Origin of the sequence: Beggiatoa leptomitoformis, assembly GCF_001305575.3 — a bacterium.
Lineage (GTDB): Bacteria > Pseudomonadota > Gammaproteobacteria > Beggiatoales > Beggiatoaceae > Beggiatoa > Beggiatoa leptomitoformis.
Genome location: NZ_CP012373.2, coordinates 1,308,015 through 1,330,464 on the forward strand (window position 1 = coordinate 1,308,015; position 22,450 = coordinate 1,330,464).

The 22,450-nt window shown below is 39.9% G+C and carries 15 protein-coding genes; 12 read left to right on the forward strand and 3 right to left on the reverse strand.

Annotation, left to right across the window (positions count from 1 at the left end; translation table 11 throughout):
- Positions 1-493 precede the first annotated feature (493 nt).
- Positions 494-1,021: a hypothetical protein gene (locus tag AL038_RS05425; protein WP_062150128.1), complete on the forward strand. Its 528-nt coding sequence runs from the start codon at positions 494-496 to the stop codon at positions 1,019-1,021.
- Positions 1,022-1,092: 71 nt separating this feature from the next.
- Here AL038_RS05425 and AL038_RS05430 read toward each other — a convergent pair whose 3' ends face one another.
- On the reverse strand, positions 1,093-4,809 hold the full coding sequence (locus AL038_RS05430) for an ATP-binding protein (protein ID WP_062150131.1): 3,717 nt from the start codon (positions 4,807-4,809) through the stop codon (positions 1,093-1,095).
- 465 nt (positions 4,810-5,274) lie between these two features.
- Here AL038_RS05430 and AL038_RS05435 point away from each other — a divergent pair, with 465 nt between their 5' ends.
- The 4 genes from AL038_RS05435 (at position 5,275) to AL038_RS05450 (ending at position 8,663) form a co-directional block, all read left to right on the forward strand.
- Positions 5,275-5,664 (forward strand): tautomerase family protein, encoded by a 390-nt coding sequence (locus AL038_RS05435; protein WP_062150133.1) that lies wholly within the window; start codon positions 5,275-5,277, stop codon positions 5,662-5,664.
- Between the two features lie 124 nt (positions 5,665-5,788).
- Entirely contained in the window at positions 5,789-6,697 is a 909-nt protein-coding gene (cbbX, locus tag AL038_RS05440) for a CbbX protein (protein WP_062150135.1), read from the forward strand.
- 116 nt (positions 6,698-6,813) lie between these two features.
- The gene (rluB, locus tag AL038_RS05445) at positions 6,814-8,385 is read left to right on the forward strand and encodes a 23S rRNA pseudouridine(2605) synthase RluB (RefSeq protein ID WP_066246098.1); all 1,572 of its coding nucleotides are present in this window, start codon (positions 6,814-6,816) and stop codon (positions 8,383-8,385) included.
- The gene (locus AL038_RS05450) at positions 8,385-8,663 is read left to right on the forward strand and encodes a hypothetical protein (RefSeq protein WP_062150137.1); all 279 of its coding nucleotides are present in this window, start codon (positions 8,385-8,387) and stop codon (positions 8,661-8,663) included. The genes rluB and AL038_RS05450 overlap by 1 nt, the downstream gene beginning before the upstream one ends.
- Positions 8,664-8,835: 172 nt before the next feature.
- Here AL038_RS05450 and AL038_RS05455 read toward each other — a convergent pair whose 3' ends face one another.
- Positions 8,836-9,723 carry a DMT family transporter gene (locus tag AL038_RS05455; protein ID WP_062150139.1) on the reverse strand — a complete coding sequence of 296 codons (888 nt, stop codon included), beginning with the start codon at positions 9,721-9,723 and terminating at the stop codon, positions 8,836-8,838.
- A gap of 389 nt (positions 9,724-10,112) precedes the next feature.
- Between AL038_RS05455 and AL038_RS05460 the strand changes: the two genes are divergently transcribed.
- Both AL038_RS05460 and prlC read left to right on the forward strand, forming a co-directional pair.
- Positions 10,113-11,060, forward strand: coding sequence for a glycosyltransferase family 2 protein (locus AL038_RS05460; protein ID WP_062150141.1), 948 nt, complete (start codon positions 10,113-10,115; stop codon positions 11,058-11,060).
- 277 nt (positions 11,061-11,337) lie between these two features.
- Positions 11,338-13,377: an oligopeptidase A gene (gene prlC / locus AL038_RS05465; RefSeq protein ID WP_062155367.1), complete on the forward strand. Its 2,040-nt coding sequence runs from the start codon at positions 11,338-11,340 to the stop codon at positions 13,375-13,377.
- A 196-nt stretch (positions 13,378-13,573) separates the two neighbouring features.
- Here the strand turns inward: prlC and AL038_RS05470 are convergent, their stop codons facing one another.
- A complete protein-coding gene (locus tag AL038_RS05470) occupies positions 13,574-14,134 on the reverse strand; it encodes a tellurite resistance TerB family protein (RefSeq protein ID WP_062150143.1) in 561 nt (186 codons plus the stop codon).
- Positions 14,135-14,427: 293 nt separating this feature from the next.
- On the opposite strand from AL038_RS05470, the gene AL038_RS05475 reads away from it, so the two are divergent.
- The 5 genes from AL038_RS05475 to gyrB all read left to right on the forward strand — a co-directional run bounded on the left by AL038_RS05475 (position 14,428) and on the right by gyrB (position 22,215).
- A complete protein-coding gene (locus AL038_RS05475; protein WP_201800131.1) occupies positions 14,428-15,384 on the forward strand; it encodes an ABC transporter ATP-binding protein in 957 nt (318 codons plus the stop codon).
- 9 nt (positions 15,385-15,393) lie between these two features.
- Entirely contained in the window at positions 15,394-16,131 is a 738-nt protein-coding gene (locus AL038_RS05480) for an ABC transporter permease subunit (protein WP_062150146.1), read from the forward strand.
- A 13-nt stretch (positions 16,132-16,144) separates the two neighbouring features.
- Positions 16,145-18,067 (forward strand): Gldg family protein, encoded by a 1,923-nt coding sequence (locus tag AL038_RS05485; protein ID WP_062150149.1) that lies wholly within the window; start codon positions 16,145-16,147, stop codon positions 18,065-18,067.
- An 84-nt stretch (positions 18,068-18,151) separates the two neighbouring features.
- Positions 18,152-19,324: a DUF4340 domain-containing protein gene (locus AL038_RS05490; protein WP_062150159.1), complete on the forward strand. Its 1,173-nt coding sequence runs from the start codon at positions 18,152-18,154 to the stop codon at positions 19,322-19,324.
- A 470-nt stretch (positions 19,325-19,794) separates the two neighbouring features.
- The gene (gene gyrB / locus AL038_RS05495; protein ID WP_062150162.1) at positions 19,795-22,215 is read left to right on the forward strand and encodes a DNA topoisomerase (ATP-hydrolyzing) subunit B; all 2,421 of its coding nucleotides are present in this window, start codon (positions 19,795-19,797) and stop codon (positions 22,213-22,215) included.
- The last annotated feature ends 235 nt before the right edge of the window (positions 22,216-22,450 follow it).

Sequence of the window (22,450 nt, forward strand, 5' to 3'; positions counted from 1 at the left end):
CCTCATGCTCCAGTTTAAGCAACATACTCTAGCCACAGGTATCATGTCATAATTCTAACCTTAATTTGGCAAGAATTTAATTCTCAAGCAAATAATATCAGAACTTTCAGAATTCACAAAATTAACAGGATTATTTAGGGTTTAGACTATTAATTTTTGTTAAGGTAATATATTGTTATTAAAAATAAATTTTGCAAGGCTTGGGTACATTTAGCCAGTAATGCTATAGGAAAGCTAGTCTCTTTTTTATTACCGTAGCTAATTTTAATGGTCGTAAGGCTTGAAGTCTAATGGCGAAATTTATTCAGAGCAAGCTAGCGGAGTGATACGAGTTGTTGGTCAAGAATTTTGAGCATAATCTTAAAAACTTCGATGCAAAACGTAAACGGTGTTTTATCAGACTGATGGCTATGGTTATCCAGCTTGCCTCTTCAGTGATTTCAAATGGGTTCTATAATTAATAATAAATACGTTTGACAAAAGGACAAAAGAAATGACCGATGAAGAACTAAAAGAATTAGTAGCAAGTCTTGCGGTTGCACAACGGAAAACTGACCGCCAATTAAAAGAATTGGGTATTCAAATCGGTGGAATTGGTAATAAATTTGGCAGTTTTACCGAAGGCATGGCTTTTCCTTCAATGGAAAAAATCCTTCGTAAACAATTTGGTTTAGAAACCATTTCAACAAATACCAAATCGTTTAAAGGCAACCGTGAATTAGAATTGGATGTATTGGGTTATAGCAATGGCGATAGTAATAAAGTCGTGATTGTGGAAGTGAAAAGTCATTTAAATGAAAAAGGGATTGAGCAGGTGTTAAAAATACTTCAGGAGTTTCCTTTCTTTTTTCCAGAGCTTGCGCATAAAAAGCGTTATGGCATGATTGCTACCGTCGCGGCGAGCAAAGAAATCAAACAGAAAGTGGCAGAAGCAGGTTTATATTTGGGTATTATTCACGATGAACAATTTAAATTAATGAAACCTAAAGGCTTTGAACCTAAGAATTTTAATGGTAATTAAAAGAACGTGTTTTAATATTTATGTATTTAAAATGATAAATAAATTCGCCATCATAAATCCCCCATCAATTTTTATATCTGCTGCTTTTCTTGTTCTAGGGCTTGCTTAGTTTGTTGTGCAACCGCCGTTAATTCTGTTAGCAAGTAGCGAACCTCCGTAAAATTATTTTGTTTAACAGCCGCCTCTATTGCTTGACAGAGTGTTGCAGCCTTTTGTGCGCCAATGGTTTGGCTTGACCCTTTGAGTTTGTGGGCATAACTCCGTAAGGCTTCATGCGCTTGTGTGTTCAATGCCCGTTCTAGTTGTTGTAATGAAACGGGAACATCGTTGAGGTAAATATCAATTAACCAGTCAATACCACGTTCCTGCATGTCTTCGCGCAGGTTTGCTAGTGTGGTTTGATTGAGCAGATTAGTGGTGTTGTCAGCCGTTGTCAGTTTGTTTGCTGGGGGGGATACGGTGAAATGTGTGGGTAACCACCGTTGTAAAACGGTTTTAAGTTGTGCTGTATTAAATGGTTTGCTCAAATAATCATCCATTCCCACCGCTAAACAATGTTCTCTGTCGCCCAACATCGCATTTGCTGTTAGCGCGATAATGGGTAAACGTGTTTGTTGTGTGGCTTTTTCATATTCACGCCGACGCTGTGTTGCCGTAAATCCATCCATAACGGGCATGTAACAATCCATAAAAACAATATCAGCGGGTTGTTTTTCTAAGTAACTAAGTGCTTCTGCACCATTTTCTACAACCGTTACATAACAACCTAAATTCATTAGAAAGTTACTAGCAACTTCTTGATTAATTTTGTTATCCTCTGCTAACAGCACGTGGATAGGATTATCATTGGGTACAATAACTTGTGGCGGTACAAGCGGTAGGCTAACGTTAGAAACGGTTAATGGTTTAGTCGATTTATTGAAACGTAGATTAAACCAAACGGTACTTCCTTTACCCACTTCGCTGGTCAAACTAATTTCGCCATTCATCATTTGTAATAGTCGTCGGGTGATGGCTAAACCTAATCCTGTTCCGCCATATTTTCGGGTGGTGGTGCTGTCGGCTTGTGAGAAAGGTTTAAATAAACGTGTGCCTGCTTCATTACTAATTCCAACGCCTGTGTCTTTAACTTCCATGTGTAACAATACATGATGTTCATCTTCTTCTAGTAGCATCACATTGAGGGTTATTTCACCATGTTCTGTAAATTTAACGGCATTACTGAGTAAATTATTTAATATTTGACGCAAACGCACAGGGTCGCCTTTAAGCTGGGTAGTAAAGGGGGGCGGTAATATTTTTGTAAACTTCAAGCCTTTATTTTTGATAGCTAATAAAAATAAATCTATGGTTTCATCTATCAGTTGATATAAATCAAAATCGATATTTTCTAATACAAGCATTCCCGCCTCAATTTTAGAAAAATCTAAGATGTCATTAATAACCGTTAGTAAGGTTTCTCCTGAAGTGCGGAGTCGTTCTAAATAATGGCGTTGTTGACTATCAAGCGAGGTTGACAGGAGTAATTCGACCATGCCCAACACGCCATTCATGGGGGTACGAATTTCATGGCTCATATTGGCAAGAAATGCGCCCTTAGCATAATTGGCTTGTTCTGCCTCTGATTTGGCGCGTTCCGCTTCTCTAATCGCTTTTTTCAAGCGTTCTTCGGCTTCTTTATGCGATGTAATATCTTGCGTCGCGCCTTGTATGGCAATAACTTCACCTTGTTTGTCGCGTATAAGATGCAGATAACTTTGTAAATAATGTAACTTACCATTGCGATGAAAAATCCGAAATTCAATTGTGTAGGTATCCTCATGCCACAACGGGCGTTCAATACAAGATTGTAAGTAGCCTCGGTCGGTTGGGTGAACGACAGCCAATAAGGTTTTAAACGGAATCGCGTGTGACGTGTCAGGTAAATCAAAAAGACTAAATAAATCATGCGAAGCTTCAACGAGTTGTGTCTTAATATCCCATTCCCAATAACCTAAACGGGCGAGTTGTTGCGTTTTTAATAATCGGGCTTCACTTTTGCGCAAGGCTTCTTCTGTTCGTTTACGGTCACTAATATCAGTAAATGAAGCAAAAACAGCATAAGGCTTTGAATTATTTTCATAATAAAGCGGTTGTGTGTTCACTCGTAGCCATTTAATCGTTGCTCCCGTCGTTTTAGTAATTCCTAACACTAAACCCCGTTGTGCTTTCTCTGTATGTAACGAATATAAAATAGGATATTCACCCTGTGTGTAAGGTGAGCCATCCTCATGAAACAAATTTAGCGCAAAGGCGTTATGATGATTTCTAATCTCCGCAAAAGACATTTCTAAAATTTGGCACGCGCTTCGATTTGCTTCAATAACATTACCCGCTTGATTATGAATAACTAAGCCTTCTTCTAAAGATTCTAATACCGCTTGATAGTGATCACGATTTTCATAGGATGCCTGTTCAATTTTTTTACGGGTGGTGATGTTCTGTAGCGTTCCAAATAAGCGGGTGGTAGTGCCTGATGCATCTTTGACTGATTTAATAGTCACTGAATGATAATGTTGTCCTGATGGTAGATTTACTTTTACATCAAGTGCTAACTGTTTACCCGTTGTAAAAACTGTTTTTAAGACCTTTTTAAACTGCTTTCTGTCTTCAGGCAGATAATAAGCAATTAACTGTTTGAGCGAAGGAATACCTAATTCAGGTGGACGATTGAGTAATTGAAAAATGCCTGTTGACCAAGATATTTCTCGCGTTAGTGGGTTGTAATCCCAATTACAGATTTGTGCAACCTCTTGAGAATCAAGCAATCGTGCTTCACTACGTTGCAAAGCAACTAATGCCTCCTGATGCTGAACCATCTGCTGTAAATGTGTTATGTGATAAGACACTGCCTGCCCTAATGTTTCACACACGGTGCGCTGTGCGTATGACAATCGATAAGGCGTTGTGTGCTGACACACCAACATCCCCCACAATTTTCCATTGATTATTAAGGTTAATGTTAATCTTGCCTTAATCATTGGATTTTCATACGCAACGCTAAAAGGTTCGTGACAGGCTAATGTGAGGCATTGAATATCTAACAATTCGCCCGTTACTGGACAAATATAAGGCGTTAAAGTTGTGACTGCTTTTGATTTATCCACCACCATCCATAAGCGTGGCTGGGCGTGTAAAACTTCTATGGAAGGAATTAATTGATAACGTGAAAAAGCGATTTGTGGACTAACAGTCGATTCAGCTAAAACAGCATCTGTTGTTTCAGAACAACAGTAATATAACATCACATGGTCATAGCCTGTAAATTCGCGGAAAACGGTTACTAATGTTTGATAATAATTTTTTAAATCATGAAGATGTGATAATTGCGTAATGATTGCTTGCGCTTTACCTAAATACCAAAAGTCGGAAGAAATTCGCGGTAAAACAGGCTCTAAACTTAATAGCAAAATACTTTGTGTTTTATATTCAAAAATACCATTAAAAATAGATTGTTGCCCATTTACAGGAAGGGTAAAAGTCCAAGGATTATTCAATACTAACTGCTCAGGTAAACATAAAACAGCATCTAATAATATAAGTTGTGTCAATGGAATACAGCGACTTAAGGGTTGATTTAATAATTCATCTGGGGTAAATGCCAAATGCTCGGCTATATTCTGACTAATTTGTACAATTTTCAGAGATTCTGCTGTATTTGTGTGGTTTAAAACAAATAAGACACCATAGGATTGAAGACCAGAAATAGTATAAATTTCTTTATTATTATTGATATAACTATTATTCATGATTTTTACCTATCCTTTCATTAATCGTTTAAATAAATAAAAGTAAATACAATAAATTGTTATTTTGCAGAATGAATTAAATTCTCACAAGCTGATACAATAGGCAGGAAAATAGATAATTTTACGGTAAACTGTTACGACTATCGTTATAGCAATAAATGTTTTTAACCAACCTCAAACTAAATGTATCAAATAACAGTCATAGACCACCTGCAAAAATAGTGCAGATATTCTTGCCTTAAGTGATATTGTCCATTGTTTTTACTTTTATTTTTGCAAAAAGTCTAATAATGCTAACACGAGGGTTTTGACAATTTTTGTGTTTATTCTTATCCCGTTAGCACTAAAAAACCGTATAAAAACCCGCTCATTCATCTGATTCAATACTGTTGAATATATTGTGTGCATGAGTCCGTATTTACAAATGATTATATCCGTTATAAAACAAAAGGAATTAAGAGAGATATGGCACAAGTGACTATTTATGGACGTGATAGTGTGTTACCAACATACAGAGAAAAATTATCCGCCACGATTCATGCCTGCATGATAGATGCCTTAAAAATCACTGCTGATAAACGGTTTCATCGATTTATCCCCCTCGCGCCCGACAATTTTTTTTATCCTGCTGATAGAACAGAATTCTATACGGTGATTGAAATTTCAATGTTTGCTGGACGCACGGATGAAACGAAAAAATACTTGCTCTATCAGCTCATGGAAAAAATATCGGCAGAAATTGGTATTTCTAAACAAGACATAGAAATTACCCTGTTTGAAACGCCACCTAGCCATTGGGGAATTCGTGGAAAAACAGGCGATGAATTAATGCTGAATTATCCTGTCAACATTTAGGATAAAAATACGCATTGTTTGAACCAGAATGAATCATATTTTTAACTTAAATATTGCTAAGTACGGGTTCAAATAAATCTAGCAAAAAACACAATAATAACCAGACCCACCAAGAGGATACACCATGACAGAGTCGATACCTAATATTTTTCCAAATGATACCCCTGTCGATTTACAAGCGGCTTTCCGAGATTCCAATGTTCAAGAAGTTTTAGATAAATTGGATCGCGAATTAATCGGCTTAAAACCCGTAAAAACCCGTATTCGTGAAACAGCATCATTGTTATTAGTGGATAGAGTTCGCCGTAGTCTGGATTTACAAGCTAGCTCGCCCAGTTTACACATGTCATTTACAGGCAATCCCGGAACAGGTAAAACAACGGTTGCCATGCGGATTGCAGAAATTTTGCATCGTTTGGGTTATGTGCGCAAAGGACATCTTGTCGCTGTCACACGAGATGATTTAGTTGGGCAATATATCGGACATACCGCCCCAAAAACTAAAGAAGTGCTAAAAAAAGCAATGGGGGGCGTTCTGTTTATCGATGAAGCTTATTATCTCTACCGTCCTGAAAATGAACGTGATTATGGACAAGAAACCATAGAAATATTGTTACAAATCATGGAAAATCAGCGGGATGACTTAGTTGTCGTCTTAGCGGGCTATAAAGACCGTATGGAGCAGTTTTTTCATAGCAATCCCGGTATGTCCTCACGCATTGCACATCATATTGATTTTCCTGATTATAGTATTGATGAACTGGTGAAAATCGCAAAACTCATGCTCGAACAACAGCAATATGAATTTAGCGAAGAAGCAGAAAAAGTCTTTGCAGATTACCTAAAATTACGCATGTCACAACCCCATTTTGCTAATGCGCGAAGTGTCCGCAATGCCTTAGACCGCGCTCGATTGCGTCAAGCCAATCGACTTTTTGCACGTCAAGGGGCTTCGTTGACGAAAAAAGATTTAATCACTTTACAAGCGGACGATTTCTTAAGCAGTCGCGTTTTTGCGACGCAAAAGCCATAATGTCGCAAAAAAATTGCCTCATAACTGGGGCAAATTGACAGGCTCATCTACACGGCAGTTGTTCAATGCTGACTGAACCGTTACCATGTTGTTTTCATTTTATAGTTTACTCAACCATGCGTTTTAACCCCGAAACAACCGAAAAACTCCAAAAAGTCCTCGCCCGTGCTGGGCTAGGTTCACGACGTGCCATAGAAACATGGATTCAAGAAGGGCGCATTAAAGTCAATCAACAAGTTGCGCATGTTGGCGCACGTGTCAGCGCGCAAGATGAAATTCAACTGGATGGACGCAAATTAAGTGTTCGCCAGCTCCTGCCCCCGCCTCGACAAATTTTGATTTATAACAAGCCAATTGGCGAGGTTTGTAGTCGTGACGATGAAGAAAATCGCCCCCTGATTTTTGATAAATTACCCAAACCCAAACAAGGACGATGGGTTAGCGTTGGTCGTTTAGATGTTAATACGACAGGGTTACTCCTCTTAACCACCGATGGTGAACTGGCCAACCGCTTAATGCACCCCTCCACAGAAATTGAGCGGGAATATGCGGTGCGTGTCTTGGGGAAAGTGGACGATGCAATGATTCAACGACTAACCACAGGGGTACAACTGGAAGAGGGCATGGCACATTTTGAAAGTGTCGTTGATGCGGGTGGTGAAGGGGCTAATCATTGGTATCATGTTATTTTAAAAGAAGGGATTAAACGAGAAGTTCGACGTTTATGGGAAGCGCAAGGTGTCGTTGTGAGTCGTTTAATGCGGATACGTTATGGTGTAGTGACCCTACCGCCGAGCTTACGCATGGGACAATCCATGGAATTAGAAGGAAGAGTTCGCCAACTGCTATTACAGCAAGTCGACCTCGCCGAAGAAGCACATGAAGTTATACCCGACACGAAAAAGAATAGAGCCTTACCCACATTAACGATAAAACCACATGCACCCGCTAAATCCCCCGTAAGACGTGCTAAACCAAGACCTGATTGGTGGGATGAACCCATAGATAGCGATAGCACCACACCTAAGCGTCGTTTTGCAAAAGCGGGGGACAAAACCGAGTTTGTGCAAACCGCGCGCCCGCGTCGTGCGGATGCAAGCGATGGTGCCGTTAAAACCAGCAGACCACACACGGCAAAATTCAGCCAACAACCGAGTCAGTCTTCTGCAAGCACACAAACCGCTCGCCCGCGTCGTGCAGATGCAAGCGATGGTGCCGTTAAAACCAGCAGACCACACACGACAAAATTCAGCCAACAACCGAGTCAGTCTTCTGCAAGCACACAAACCGCCCGCCCGCGTCGTGCAGATGCAAGCGATGGTGCAGTTAAAACCAGCAGACCACACACAACAAAATTCAGCCAACAACCGAGTCAGTCTTCTGCAAGCACACAAACCGCTCGCCCGCGTCGTGCGGATGCAAGCGATGGTGCCGTTAAAACCAGCAAACCACACACAACAAAATTTAGCCAACAACCGAGTCAGTCTTCTGCAAGCACACAAACCGCTCGCCCACGTCGTGCGGATGCAAGCGATGGTGCCGTTAAAACCAGCAGACCACACACAACAAAATTTAGCCAACAACCAAGTCAGTCGCCTGCGAGTCGTGGAAGAACTGCACCTATGGGAAATAAAACTGTAAAATCAGCCAGTTCTTTTAAAAAACGCGCGCCGACGAAAAAACGGTAATGATTACTGATTGGTGTGCAACAGGGATGGCATTTCGGCGCACAGGGGCAACGGCGTATTTGCCACCGCTGGATACGGCAATTATATTGCAGTGGTTGGTAGGTGTACGTCAGGCAGATGAGGCAGATACGGAAATTTTATTATTAACCGATTGTTGTGCAACGGATGAGTTTCAGTATTCTTTAGCACGTGAATCATTAGCCGATTTTTTAGCGCGTCACTTACGCACCCAGCCTGTTTTAGCCGAACAGGTTTTACAACTGTTGAAAATCGCGTAGAAGAAATAATAAAAAATGTAGGGTGCATTATGGTGCGAAAACACGCAGCCAACGCACGCTACAGGGATTTTTCAGTACTATCCGCAAAGTTTAGTCTGTATTGACGGGCTATTTTTTGGTCGTTGCCGCATTAACCAAGTAAAAGCGGCGAATTCATTCGCCGCCTGTTTTTTTAATGTTTTACCTGTTGCTGTTTATCGCCCCATTGGTAAACACTTAAACCAATCAAGACGATAACTGCACCTAACCACATACTTAAATGAATTTTTTCATTATTTAAGACTTGTCCCAAAAATAATGCGCTTAACGGTGTTATCAGCGTAATCAATGCAACCCGTCCTGCATCAATATTTTTTAACAAGTAGTAATACAAGATAAATCCAATGACCGAGCCGAATACACCCAAATACAAAATAGATAAGAAAGCTTTTAAATGGATAGTTGTTGGAAACTCTACCCCAATGATTAAACAGGTTAATCCATACATAGGCAAGGCATATAATAAACCGCCTGTTGTCATCATTAACGGTGATAAAGTCACCTGCAAACGTTTTATGGATACCGCGCTAAGGCAGTGCAAAAACATGGCGAGTAAAATGGCAAATAACCCTTTTAATCCCTCAGTGCTTGCCCCTAACTCGGTACGAAAAATAATCCATAAACCCAACACACCCAATAACATACCAAACCATTTCATGACGTTTAGCTGACGCTCACCCAATAGCTTCATGGCAAGCAAACTGGTTGTAATCGGTGATAAACCAAATAAAACCGAAATTAATCCCGAAGGGATAAATTGCGCGCCCCAATAAGTTACCATCAAAGACCCATACAAGCCCATACTAACCATTAGATAAACACGACGAGCGGCTTTATCCCATGCGAAGGGTTGGCGTAATGCGACAATCAATGCACAACAAACAAGAAAGCCGAATAATATACGACTGCTAACACCAAATAAAACGCCACTTGCTTCATTGCTCCACTTAACCGCCAGTGGTGTCGTTGACCAAATAATGATGATGCTAAGATAAGCAAGTGGTATAGAAGGAAATAACATAATTTCTAAACTCCCAAAAAGCAAAAAAGCCACAGACCTTGTGAGTCTGTGGCTTTTGCAGATGTTTTAACTTTATGAGCTTACATCAAAATGAGATACTCTCGTTTTGCACACAGACAAGCAGCGTCAGTCCTACTCGGAGAGTAAGCCAACGACATGAGCTGTGTTTTAATGCAAAAGTATTCATGAGAGGGGATAATGCCTGCAAATATGAGGGATTGTCAAGTAGGAGTGCGTATCATTTTTTTGTACGACTTAACATAAGGACAGTGCTAAACAAAGTCGGAAAATTCAGCCATTCCTTTTATCGCTTTGATGCTAGACAACACCACTAAATTCTATTAAATAGACACTCACCCAATATAATCACGTCCACAACGCAATTTTTCATGAAAACAATAAATCTTGTTATTCCCGTCTTTAATGAAGCACAAGCCATTGATAAACATCTCCCTGCGATTGTCGACGTACTCATTACACAACCAAACATCACATGGCATATTCTAATCGTTGATGATGGTTCAACCGACACAACCGTTGCTAAACTGCACAGCTTGCGCGAGAGTTACCCACAACTCTCTGTTTTATGCTTAAACCGCAATTTTGGAAAAGAAGCGGCTATTTATGCGGGGTTACAACAAAGCCGAACCGCCGATGCCGTTATCGTAATGGACAGTGATTTACAACATCCCCCTGCACTGATTCCCGAAATGGTGCGTTTATGGACACAGGGCTTGCAAGTGATTGAGGGGTATAAAACGGAGCGCGGTAAAGAATCATGGTCTAGTCGCTGGTTAGCAAAAAGTTTTTATTTTATTTTCAGTTTATTATCTGACTTAGATTTAAAAAATCACTGCGATTTTAAATTACTCGATAAAACGGTTGTTACTGCCTATTGTGAGTTACCTGAACGCAATCGGTTTTTTCGTGGCATGGTGCAATGGATGGGGTTTTCTACGGCTCAACTTCCTTTTAATGTCCCACCACGTCAACACGGGGAAACAACGTGGTCACATCTGAAATTATTAAAATATTCATTCACCGCTATCATGGCGTTTTCCTCCACCCTATTACAAATCGTTACTTTTTTAGGTGTATTAACCTTTTGTGTCGGTTTACTTATTAGTTGTATCGCACTGTATAAAAAATTTATGGGCAGTGCTATTGGTGGATTTACAACCGTCATTCTACTCATATTTTTTATGAGCAGTATCTTAATGATAGCATTAGGGTTAATCGGTATTTACGTCGCTAATATTTACGATGAAGTAAAACGTCGTCCCAATTATTTTATCAATTGGCAAAAAAGCACGATAAAAGAGAAAATAGACGAGTAAAACATAAAAATTAAATAAACCACTTGCAACCGTTGCACGGATGCCACAGCAAGGTATTGTCTGTCTCCACTAAAAACTAAATCCTATTTGAATCAACATTTTTAGGCATAATAGTATTAATATTCTCGTTATTATCATTTTAAATACCCGTATCATTCTGATTCAAATATTTTATCTTTAGCCTTTAGCTAAACAGGCATAGATATTTTGCGTGACAAGCAATATGTATGAAACAATGACAACAAGACAAAAACAAACATATTTACACGGAGATTGTATGGATAATCCTTTATTAAACTACGAAACATTACCAAAATTTTCCCAGATAAAACCAGAACATGTTGAACCCGCATTAACCAACGTGTTAAACCGCAATCTGGCAGACATTCAACACCTATTAGATACCGCCAAGCCTTACACATGGGACAGTTTAATTGCCCCCTTGAATGAATTAAACGACCGCTTAAATAAAACATGGTCGCCCGTAGGACATTTAAACAGCGTGTTAGATTCCGAAGCCTTGCGCAAAGTTTATAATGAATGCCTACCAAAACTTTCATTGTATAGCTCTGAAATTGGACAAAATAAGACCTTATACGAAGCGTATAAATCCATTGCAGACAGTGCCGAATTCGCCAAACTAGAACCCGCACAACAAAAAGTCATCACCAACGAATTACGTGATTTTCGCTTATCTGGTATTCACTTACCGCCAGAACAACAAGCCCGTTGTAAAGACATACGTCAACAACTATCGCAACTAAACGCCAAGTTTTCCCAAAATTTACTTGATGCAACCCATGCGTGGAAAAAACAGATTACCGATGAAAACGTATTGGCTGGTTTACCCGATTCGTTAAAATCCCTTGCGCGCCAAAATGCGGAACAAGCAAATTTAGACGGTTGGCTATTAACCCTAGATTTACCCTGCTATATGCCCGTAATGAATTATGCGGATAACCGTGAATTGCGCCATGAAATGTATGTTGCTTACGTAACCCGAGCTTCTGCTAACAGTGAATTTTCCGCACAATTTGATAATACGACATTAATCGACGAAATTTTAGCCTTACGTCACGAATTAGCGCAGTTATTAGGCTTTCATACCTATACAGAACAATCTTTATTTAACAATCGTATGGCTAAAACGCCAAAGCAGGTTATTGACTTTATTTATGATTTAGCCTACCGCTCACGCCCTTTAGCCGAAGGTGAACTGGCTGAATTACGTGCGTTTACTGCCGCACAATACAAAATGCCTACGCTAGAAATGTGGGATATCCCCTATTACTCAGAAAAATTGCGTCATTTGCGTTATGAACTGTCACAAGAAACCTTACGCCCCTATTTTCCCCTACCCAACGTGTTACAAGGCTTGTTTCAAGTCGTAAAACGGCTATTTGGATTAGATATTCAAACAAAAGCGGACGTAGATACATGGCATCCTAACGTACAGTTTTTTGAAATTTTTGACAGTGCCAATGAACTGCGTGGACAATTCTATTTAGACCCCTACGCCCGTCAAGGTAAACGCGGTGGTGCATGGATGGATGAATGTATTGCGCGGAAACGCCTAGTTTCTGGTGTACAAACCCCCGTTGCACATTTAGTTTGCAACTTTCCACCCCCTGTTGGAGATAATCCTTCTTTATTAACCCATAACGATGTTTTAACGCTATTTCACGAGTTTGGACATGGTTTGCATCACATGCTTACCAAAGTAGATTACTCGCCCGTGTCAGGCATTAATGGGGTGTCATGGGATGCAGTAGAACTACCCAGCCAATTATTAGAAAACTGGTGTTGGGAACGTGAGGCATTGGATTTATTTGCGTCGCATTACCAAACAGGAGAAAAATTGCCCAGTGATTTGTTGGATAAAATGCTCGCTGCGAAGAATTTTCAAGCGGGTTTATTTATGCTACGTCAACTAGAATTTTCTTTATTTGACTTGCGTATTCATACGGATTACACCGCAGAAATGAATGTACAAGCAACCTTAGACGCAGTACGTCAACAAATTGCCGTCTTAGTTCCGCCTGCTTTTAACCGCTTTCAAAATAGTTTTTCACATATTTTCGCGGGCGGTTATGCAGCGGGTTATTACAGTTATAAATGGGCAGAAGTGTTATCAGCCGATGTATTTTCTAAATTTGAAGAAAACGGCATTTTTGACCGTAAAACAGGCGAAGCCTTTTTACACAGTGTGTTAGAACGTGGTGGTTCTCAAGACGCGATGACATTATTTGTCGAATTTCGTGGCAGACAGCCAAAAATTGAGCCACTATTAAAACAGTGTGGATTATTAGCTGCTTAAGCCCTTAGATAGCTAACAAAAACAACACGGATACCATCACGTTGAATGATGATATCCGTTTTCAAGCCAGTTTGAATCAAAACTGTCAGAATACGCAAAATTCACAGAATTTGAAGACAAAAGTGAGGGCGACAATAACGCTTTTGCGTTTTAAAACGTTACAAAATACCTTATCCTCGCATTATTAACACCATTTTTATCCAGCAAATTCAGGGCTTAATAAAAGTAACTCATTTTCATTAGGAATGACATTTGAAGGGATTTTGCAATCTTTACAAATTTTTTGAATGTATTCCGCTTCTTCCTTATCAAAAGAACCATCTGCATTTGCTAAATTTTTCATTAGCCAAGCAAAACCAATGGCTTCTTCCTGAGAAATAAATAAATCAGAAAATGAAACCAATGCACGTAATCGCTCTAAAACCACTGAAAACGAAGCGGGTGGCGGTTCATCCAAATCTAACGCAAGAGCAACTTTTACATCAGCCGCTAACTCTTTACAATTCATAATATAACGATAAATAAAAACCCGTTCCACATCCGAAAAATTACCATCACGACAAGCCAACACTTTTAAAATGGCTATTTTTCTGATAATACGGTCTTGTGTCGCAAGGTCTGCCCCGCCTAAACGTTCTTCTAACTTATCTAACGTTCTAGCCGTTGTATATTTATATATCAATGCCATGACCGCTGCCCCAACAGCAAGACCACCAAGACCTGATATAAGGTTACCAAATCCTAAAAAACCAAACATACTCGTACCCCCTAATTCACAATTAAAACACTGATTTCTTAATTAAAGGCAATATCATATACGATTTTTATCTTTTGTTGTTGTATGAAATACCATAATTTACAGATTAAGAAAATTTAATAGCGAATCTAAGACCTTAAAACTAAACCTCTATTCTTTTCCATGTAATTTCCCGCTATACGTTAGTTGCTTGAATTCATATAGCCTACCCCTACTAAACAACGCGACTTAGTTGTTGTTTTGGTCGTTTTTTCCCTTTAGTTTTATAAAAAATTCAAAGAGATAACTACACAATGGAAACAATCGTAGATATTCAACATCTAACGAAACATTTCGGCACGTTTACCGCCGTCGATGATATTTCGTTTCAAGTGAAGCGTGGGGAGGTATTAGGGTTTTTAGGTCCTAATGGTGCGGGTAAATCCACCACGATGAAAATGATTACAGGTTTTTTAACCCCAAGTGCAGGCACAGTGCTAGTTGCGGGCGACGATATTTTAAAAAAGCCCCTCGCAGTTAAACGGCGAATTGGTTATCTACCTGAAGGTGCGCCCGCTTATCCCGATATGACTCCCCTAGATTTTCTCAATTTTATTGCAGATATTCGCGGGCTTAAAGGCGAAAAGAAACGCAATCGGATTGATGAAACCATTGCACGGGTAAATTTAGACGGCGTGTTACATCAAACCATCGATACCCTTTCTAAAGGGTTTAAACGTCGTGTTGGATTAGCCCAAGCGATTTTACATGACCCAGAAGTCTTGATTTTAGACGAACCCACTGACGGATTAGACCCCAATCAGAAACATGAAGTACGGGGGCTAATTAAAGCGATGGCACAAGAAAAAGTCATTATTCTTTCCACCCATATTTTAGAAGAAGTGGATGCCGTGTGCAGTCGAGCGGTGATTATTGCACGCGGTAAAATTCTGGCTGATGGCGTGCCTGAAGCATTAGAAGCGAAATCCCGTTATCACAATGCAATAACCCTAACTTTGCAAAAAAATCAATTACAAGCGGACACTGTGCGCAATCTATTATTGAGCATCGCCACCGTAAAAACCCTAGAACCCCTTGCGGAAACCGACAGCGTTTTAAGCTACCAACTGTTTCCTAAAGACAATCAAACTATTCTTGCCGATGTAAGCCATAAAGTCCGTGAACAACAATGGATTGTGGAAGAAATGCACGCAGAAAAAGGGCGATTAGACGAAGTATTCCGCCAAATCACCACCGTTACGAATCAATAGGAGGCTTGCATGTTATCTACTTTGCAGGTGGTCTTTAAACGCGAATTTAACAGCTATTTTGCGACACCCATTGCGTATATTTTTATCATCATATTCTTATTTTTAAGTGGTGTTTTCACCTTCTATCTGGGCAATTTTTTTGCACGTGGACAAGCCGATTTACAACCCTTTTTCATGTTTCATCCTTGGTTGTATTTATTTCTTATTCCAGCACTTGCCATGCGTTTATGGGCAGAAGAACGCAAAAGTGGCAATATTGAATTATTGCTAACATTACCAATCACAATTACCGAAGCAGTGTTAGGAAAATTCTTTGCAGCATGGGCATTTACGGGAATTACCCTGTGCTTAACTTTTCCATTTTGGCTGACGGTTAATTACTTAGGTAGCCCCGATAATGGTGTAATTCTCGCCAGTTATTTCGGCAGTTTTTTAATGGCAGGGGCATTTTTAGCCATTGGCTCTTGTATGTCTGCTTTAACTAAAAATCAAGTGGTTGCGTTTATTCTAACCGCTGTTGTCTGCTTAGCCTTCATACTCAGTGGTTTTCCAATGGTATTAGATTTCTTTAATGGTTGGGCACCACAGATTATTGTTGAAACCATTAGCGCGTTTAGCTTTCTCACCCATTTTGACACAATTAGTAAAGGCATCGTTGATATTAGAGGCTTGATTTATTTCAGTTCTTTAATCGTGTTTTGGTTGTTTGCTACCGCAACCTTAATTGAAATGAAAAAAGCAGACTAGGAGTCTATACACAATGAACAAACTCTTAACCACGACGGGTTTATTGCTGGGTGTCGCCCTATTAATTGCGGTAAATATCACCAGCAATACCGCTTTAAAATCTGCCCGTTTAGATTTAACCGCAAATCAGCTATATACACTGTCACAAGGCTCTAAAAACATTATTAATAGTTTGCAAGAACCGATTACATTACGTTTTTATATTTCGCAAAAGTTAGCCACAAATTTACCCAGTTTAAACAGCTACACCATACGGGTAAAAGAGTTGCTAGAAGAATACCAACGCTTATCCTTGGGCAAAATTAACCTACAAGTCATAGACCCAGAGCCGTTTACTGAAGAAGAAGACCGCGCTGTTGGCTATGGTTTACAAGGCGTTCCTGTTTCTGAAGAATCCTTATTTTACTTCGGATTAGTGGGAACGAATTCCATTGGAACAGAAGAGCTTATCAGCTTTTTCCAACCCAATCGGGCGGAATTATTAGAATATGATTTAACCCAATTGGTTTATCGATTAGCCAATCCAAAACAGAAAGTAGTCGGATTTATGAGCAGTTTACCCATGCAAGGCAGTCGGATGCCCGCATTTTTACAACGCGGCGGGGCTGAACCATGGGCAGTTTATGAACAATTAAGTAAATTATTCGAAGTCCGTTCATTAGCAATGGATGTCGACAGCATTCCTGCGGATGTTGACGTGTTAATGCTCGTGCATCCTAAAGCATTAAGTGATGCAACCTTATACGCATTAGACCAATTTGTCTTACGTGGCGGGCGGTTATTAGCGTTTGTCGACCCCTACTCAGAAGTCGAAGCTCCCCAAAATGACCCAAATAACCCAATGGCTGCGATGCAACAATCACGTAGCTCCAATTTACCCCGCTTATTTGATAAATGGGGCGTGGAACTGGTTGACGGCAAAGTCGTGGGCGATTTAAATCTTGCGAAAAAAGTACAAGCCTCACGTGGCGGTCGTCCGATTGTCATCGACTACCCTGTGTGGATTGACTTAAACACCCCTAATTTCAATAAAGACGATGTCATTACAGCAAAATCGGATATGATTACCTTCGCCTCGGCAGGGATTTTAAAGAAAAAAGAAGGGGCAGAAACCCAATTTATTCCCCTGATTGAAACCAGTGATAAAGCCATGCAAATTGAGGCGACACAATTAATGTTTATGTCCGACCCGACTAGCTTGGTACAAAACTTTAAACCTGAAGGACAATTTACCCTTGCAGCCCGCATTACAGGCAAAGTAAAAACCGCTTTCCCCGATGGCAAGCCTAAAGTAGAAAAAAACCCTACAGAGGACACGCACGAAGAAACCGCAAAACCTGAAGAAAAACCCACAGAACAGCTAACCGAATCAAAAGAGTCGATTAATGTTATTGTTGTCGCAGACACCGATTTATTAGACGACAGAATGTGGGTACAAATACAAAGCTTTTTAGGTCAAAAAGTTGCTATGCCACTTGCTGCAAATGGCTCACTGGTTACAAACGCACTGGATAATTTATCTGGCAGTAACGACTTAATCAGCGTTCGCAATCGCGGCAGCTTTGCCCGCCCATTCACCCGTGTAGAAGCCCTAAAACAAGAAGCAGAAGCACAATTCTCACAAAAAGCGAAGGAATTACAAGCGCAATTAGAGGATACAGAAGGACAATTGCGAAAGTTACAAAACCAACGCCAAGATGGGAATAAATTAGTCTTGACGACGGAACAACAGCAAGAAGTGGAACGTTTCCGTGCGGAAAAAGTAAAAATTCGTAAAGAATTACGTGATGTACAACACGAATTGCAGAAAAACATTGAAGGCTTAGAAGCAGGTATCAAGTTTATCAATATCGCCTTAGTGCCTTTCTTTGTTGGTTTTGCAGGGATTTTCTTTGGCGCGTATCGCTTACGCCGTCGGCAACAGCTTAAACGGTAATGGATAGTATCAGGATTTGCAAAAATCCTGATTCATATCACTGTTAAAGAGAAACGCTTCACCCTCTTTTTAAGGATTTTTTCAATGAATATAAAAAGTTTAAGTATTCTAGCAATACTGACCATTCTGGCAATTTTTTTCGCGGTACAACTGACACAAAAACCGCAATCGCCCACAACAGCGACAAATCCCATCACTATTTTTCCTAACTTAATGTCTGTTATTAACGAAGTTAGTGAAATTGATGTAAAAGCGGCTGACCAAACCACAACCCTCAGTCGCTCCACTGACGGCTTATGGGGCTTAAAAGAGAAAAGTAATTATCCCGCTGATTTAACAAAAGTTCGTAATATATTAATGGGATTTAGCAACTTAAAAGTGTTGGAAGCTAAAACCAGTAATCCTGAATGGTACGAAAAAATTGGGGTAGAAGATGTTAGTACACCATCAGCGAAATCAACCTTGATTACCTTAAAAAAACCCGACGGTACTGGCGTTGCGAGCCTGATTATTGGCAATAACCAACGGGCGAAAGCGGATAGCAGCCAACAAGAAATTTTTGTCCGCAAACCTGAAGATAAACAAAGTTGGTTAGTGCAAGGCTCATTACCTGTGGAAAAAACGGCATTAGCATGGATTTCTAACGAATTAACCGACATTGCTATGCAACGAATTCAAGCAGTTGACGTGACTCAGCCCAGTGGAAAAACCATTCAAATTAGCAAAACCAGTGCAACCGACGAAACCTATAAAGTTGCTGACTTACCTGAAAATGCAAAAGTTAGCCAACCCGATGCCGTTAATCAAATCGCCACAACTTTATCTAATTTAACATTAGAAGATGTTATCGCAAGTAGCGAATTAAAAGGCGATGAAAAAGCAGGCGTAACCGCTGTTTTTAAAACGTTTGATGGTTTAACCGTTACGCTAAAAACGGTAGAAAAAGACAGCAAACAATACGGACAATTCACCATTGCTTTTACTGCACCACAAGTGGCTGAAAAAGTAGAAGATAAAGGAGAGAATGCAGAAAAAGCGGCGGATAAACCTGACCCCATAAAAGTGACACAGGCAGAAGCAGAAAAACTGCAACAAACGCTCACAGGATGGGCATACGTCATTCCAGCCTCCAAAATGGAAGCATTGTTAAAACCGCAAGCGGATTTTATTACCACAGAACCCCCGCAAGCAGCCGCAACAGACGCAATCGGCGAACCTAGCACGGTAACTACACCGTTATTGCCTCTGTTAAAGTAACAAAACAACCAAGACGACCCTTTTAAACGGTGGTCTCCACAACATCGTGAGCTTAGTAAAATCTCCCCCGTTTACGAGGGAGATTTTTTTTTGTCGGTTGTGTTGTTGCGTATTATCAATCCAGAAAGATAAAACTGCTTTATCCACTACAGTACATTTACTTAACAACCCATTAATTTTACAAAAATAAATATTCAATTGTTTAACAAATTAGCTTATTTTTTATCCCTATTCATCATTTATCATGATATATAACGATAAACCTTATTTTTCGTGTCTGTTCTATGAAAATGACTCCCCAAAAAAGATTTTTTATCACGATAAAGCACTGCTTAACAGAATAAGCAAAAGTTAATTTTTTTAAAAAGTTAAAGATATCTATCTATTAAACAAACAATGGAAATGATAAATATTCAAAATACGACAAAAATGCTAAAATAATACCATTAATAAAGTATTAGGATGAGAGCATGAACGACATTATTACTGAACCGACTTACGATGCACATAATATTAAAGTATTAAAAGGCTTAGATGCTGTTAGAAAGCGTCCGGGCATGTACATCGGGGATACAGATGATGGTACAGGCTTGCATCATCTTGTTTTTGAAGTTGTGGACAATTCCATTGATGAAGCCTTAGCGGGATATTGTTCAGAAATCAGCGTTGAAATTCATAGCGACCAATCAATTACGGTTATTGATAATGGGCGCGGTATTCCCGTTGATTTACATGAAGAAGAAGGTTGCTCTGCGGCTCAGGTCATCATGACCGTGTTACATGCGGGCGGTAAATTTGACGACAACACCTACAAAGTATCGGGCGGGTTGCACGGTGTTGGTGTGTCTGTGGTCAATGCGTTATCAGAAATCTTAGAATTGACGATTTATCGTAATCATAAGATTTACTTTCAAATTTATCGGCATGGTGTTCCCGATAAAGATTTAGTTGAAATGGGTGAAACGCAGAAAACAGGGACGAAAATTCATTTTAAACCCAGTGCGCAAACCTTTACAAACATTGAGTTTCACTATGATATTTTGGCAAAACGTCTGCGTGAATTGTCTTTTTTAAATTCAGGCGTAAAAATCCGTTTATCTGAAGAAACCACAGGACGCGAAGATTGCTTTGAATACGCAGGGGGAATTCGGTCTTTTGTTGAGCATTTAAACAACACAAAAACCCCTTCGCATCCAACGATTATCTATATCAATACCGAGCGAGATAATGTTGGCGTAGAAATCGCGTTACAATGGAATGAATCGTACCAAGAAAACCTTTTTTGCTTCACAAATAATATTCCACAACGCGATGGTGGCACACATTTAGCGGGCTTAAAAGCAGCATTAACCCGCACATTTAATAATTATCTGGAACAGAGCGGTTTTTTAAAGAAAGATAAATTGTTAGTACCCACTGGCGATGATGTGCGTGAAGGCTTGATGGCGGTTTTATCCGTTAAAATACATGACCCGAAATTCTCTTCACAAACCAAAGATAAATTGGTTTCTAGCGAAGTGAAAGCAGTGGTTGAATCCGTTGTTGCGGAAAAACTTGCAGAGTTTTTGCTGGAAAATCCTGCTGAAGCAAAAACTATTTGTAATAAAACCATAGAAGCTGCCCGTGCGCGCGAAGCTGCCCGTAAAGCACGCGAAATCACACGACGCAAAAGTGTGTTAGATATTGCAGGCTTACCCGGTAAACTAGCCGATTGTCAGGAAAAAGACCCTGCAAAATCAGAATTGTTCATCGTCGAAGGGGATTCCGCAGGCGGTTCAGCAAAGCAGGGACGAGATAGACGTTTTCAGGCAATTTTACCGTTAAAAGGTAAGATTTTAAACGTAGAAAAAGCACGTTTTGACAAGATGTTATCATCGGTTGAAGTGGGGACATTAATCACCGCGCTGGGGTGTGGCATTGGTAAAGATGAATATGACCCTGCAAAATTGCGTTATCACCGTATTATTATCATGAGTGATGCGGATGTGGACGGCGCGCATATTCGCACCTTGTTATTAACGTTTTTTTATCGGCAAATGCCCGAATTAATTGAACGGGGACATATTTACATCGCGCAACCACCTTTGTATAAAGTCAGCAAAGGTAAGCAAGAGCAATATGTGAAAGATGACAGTGTGTTAAACGATTATTTAATCCGTTTAGCCTTGCAAAATGCGGAGTTATTTACACATGCGACAGCCGAGGCTCTAACAGGCAATGCGTTAGAAGATTTGTGTAAACATTATTTGCGCGTTATGGACATGATTAAACGTATCGCCCGTCGTGTCCCCCCTGATGTATCCGCAGCAATGCTTGATTTACCTGTGATGACAGCGGATAAACTCAATGATATTGCTTATATTACGGATTGGTTTAAGCAGTTAAATGCGTTACTGGATACCGCAGAACATCATTATCAAATTCTAGTGCAACCACCTGTTGATGAACAGAGTTTTAGTGTGCAAATCATTATGACCGCACATGGCGTGGATACGATTAATCTGTTGAATAAAAACTTTTTCCTCTCTAGTGAGTATCAGGCAATTGCCAGTTTGCAGGCGAAATTGGATGGATTGTTACAAGCTGACGCATTTATTCAACGGGGCGAGAAAAAGCAGGAAGTAAGCCATTTTAAACAAGTCATTGAATGGTTAATGAATGAAGCCCGCCGTGGCTTGCACATCCAGCGTTATAAAGGCTTAGGCGAGATGAACCCAGAACAACTTAGCGAAACGACAATGAGCGTTGACACTCGTCATTTATTGCAAGTTGGTATTGAAGATGCTGTAAAGTGTGATGAAATCTTTAGTATTTTGATGGGTGAGCAAGTAGAACCGCGTCGTGACTTTATTGAGAAAAATGCGTTGTATGTTATGAATTTGGACGCATAGATTTTACTGTCGGTCTTTCCCCCTTAAATGGGGGATAATCTGATTAATTTTAAGGAAGATAGAAAAATAACTTATTAAACAATGAGTAATATTACATATCTATTAGCAAGTTATCCATTAATGTTTTTAAGCGACGTGCGAGTCCGTCTTCACTTTTCAGTAGTTCTTTTACAGAACGAATGCGTTCTTCCTCTTTATTACCAACATATTCTTTGAAAAAACTACCATGCGCAAG

What these genes read in the sequence shown, in the direction of transcription:
- AL038_RS05425 (WP_062150128.1), top strand. Translation starts at nt 494, where the DNA reads ATGACCGATGAAGAACTAAAAGAATTAGTAGCAAGTCTTGCGGTTGCA.
- AL038_RS05430 (WP_062150131.1), bottom strand. Translation starts at nt 4,809, where the DNA reads ATGAATAATAGTTATATCAATAATAATAAAGAAATTTATACTATTTCT.
- AL038_RS05435 (WP_062150133.1), top strand. Translation starts at nt 5,275, where the DNA reads ATGGCACAAGTGACTATTTATGGACGTGATAGTGTGTTACCAACATAC.
- cbbX (WP_062150135.1), top strand. Translation starts at nt 5,789, where the DNA reads ATGACAGAGTCGATACCTAATATTTTTCCAAATGATACCCCTGTCGAT.
- rluB (WP_066246098.1), top strand. Translation starts at nt 6,814, where the DNA reads ATGCGTTTTAACCCCGAAACAACCGAAAAACTCCAAAAAGTCCTCGCC.
- AL038_RS05450 (WP_062150137.1), top strand. Translation starts at nt 8,385, where the DNA reads ATGATTACTGATTGGTGTGCAACAGGGATGGCATTTCGGCGCACAGGG.
- AL038_RS05455 (WP_062150139.1), bottom strand. Translation starts at nt 9,723, where the DNA reads ATGTTATTTCCTTCTATACCACTTGCTTATCTTAGCATCATCATTATT.
- AL038_RS05460 (WP_062150141.1), top strand. Translation starts at nt 10,113, where the DNA reads ATGAAAACAATAAATCTTGTTATTCCCGTCTTTAATGAAGCACAAGCC.
- prlC (WP_062155367.1), top strand. Translation starts at nt 11,338, where the DNA reads ATGGATAATCCTTTATTAAACTACGAAACATTACCAAAATTTTCCCAG.
- AL038_RS05470 (WP_062150143.1), bottom strand. Translation starts at nt 14,134, where the DNA reads ATGTTTGGTTTTTTAGGATTTGGTAACCTTATATCAGGTCTTGGTGGT.
- AL038_RS05475 (WP_201800131.1), top strand. Translation starts at nt 14,428, where the DNA reads ATGGAAACAATCGTAGATATTCAACATCTAACGAAACATTTCGGCACG.
- AL038_RS05480 (WP_062150146.1), top strand. Translation starts at nt 15,394, where the DNA reads ATGTTATCTACTTTGCAGGTGGTCTTTAAACGCGAATTTAACAGCTAT.
- AL038_RS05485 (WP_062150149.1), top strand. Translation starts at nt 16,145, where the DNA reads ATGAACAAACTCTTAACCACGACGGGTTTATTGCTGGGTGTCGCCCTA.
- AL038_RS05490 (WP_062150159.1), top strand. Translation starts at nt 18,152, where the DNA reads ATGAATATAAAAAGTTTAAGTATTCTAGCAATACTGACCATTCTGGCA.
- gyrB (WP_062150162.1), top strand. Translation starts at nt 19,795, where the DNA reads ATGAACGACATTATTACTGAACCGACTTACGATGCACATAATATTAAA.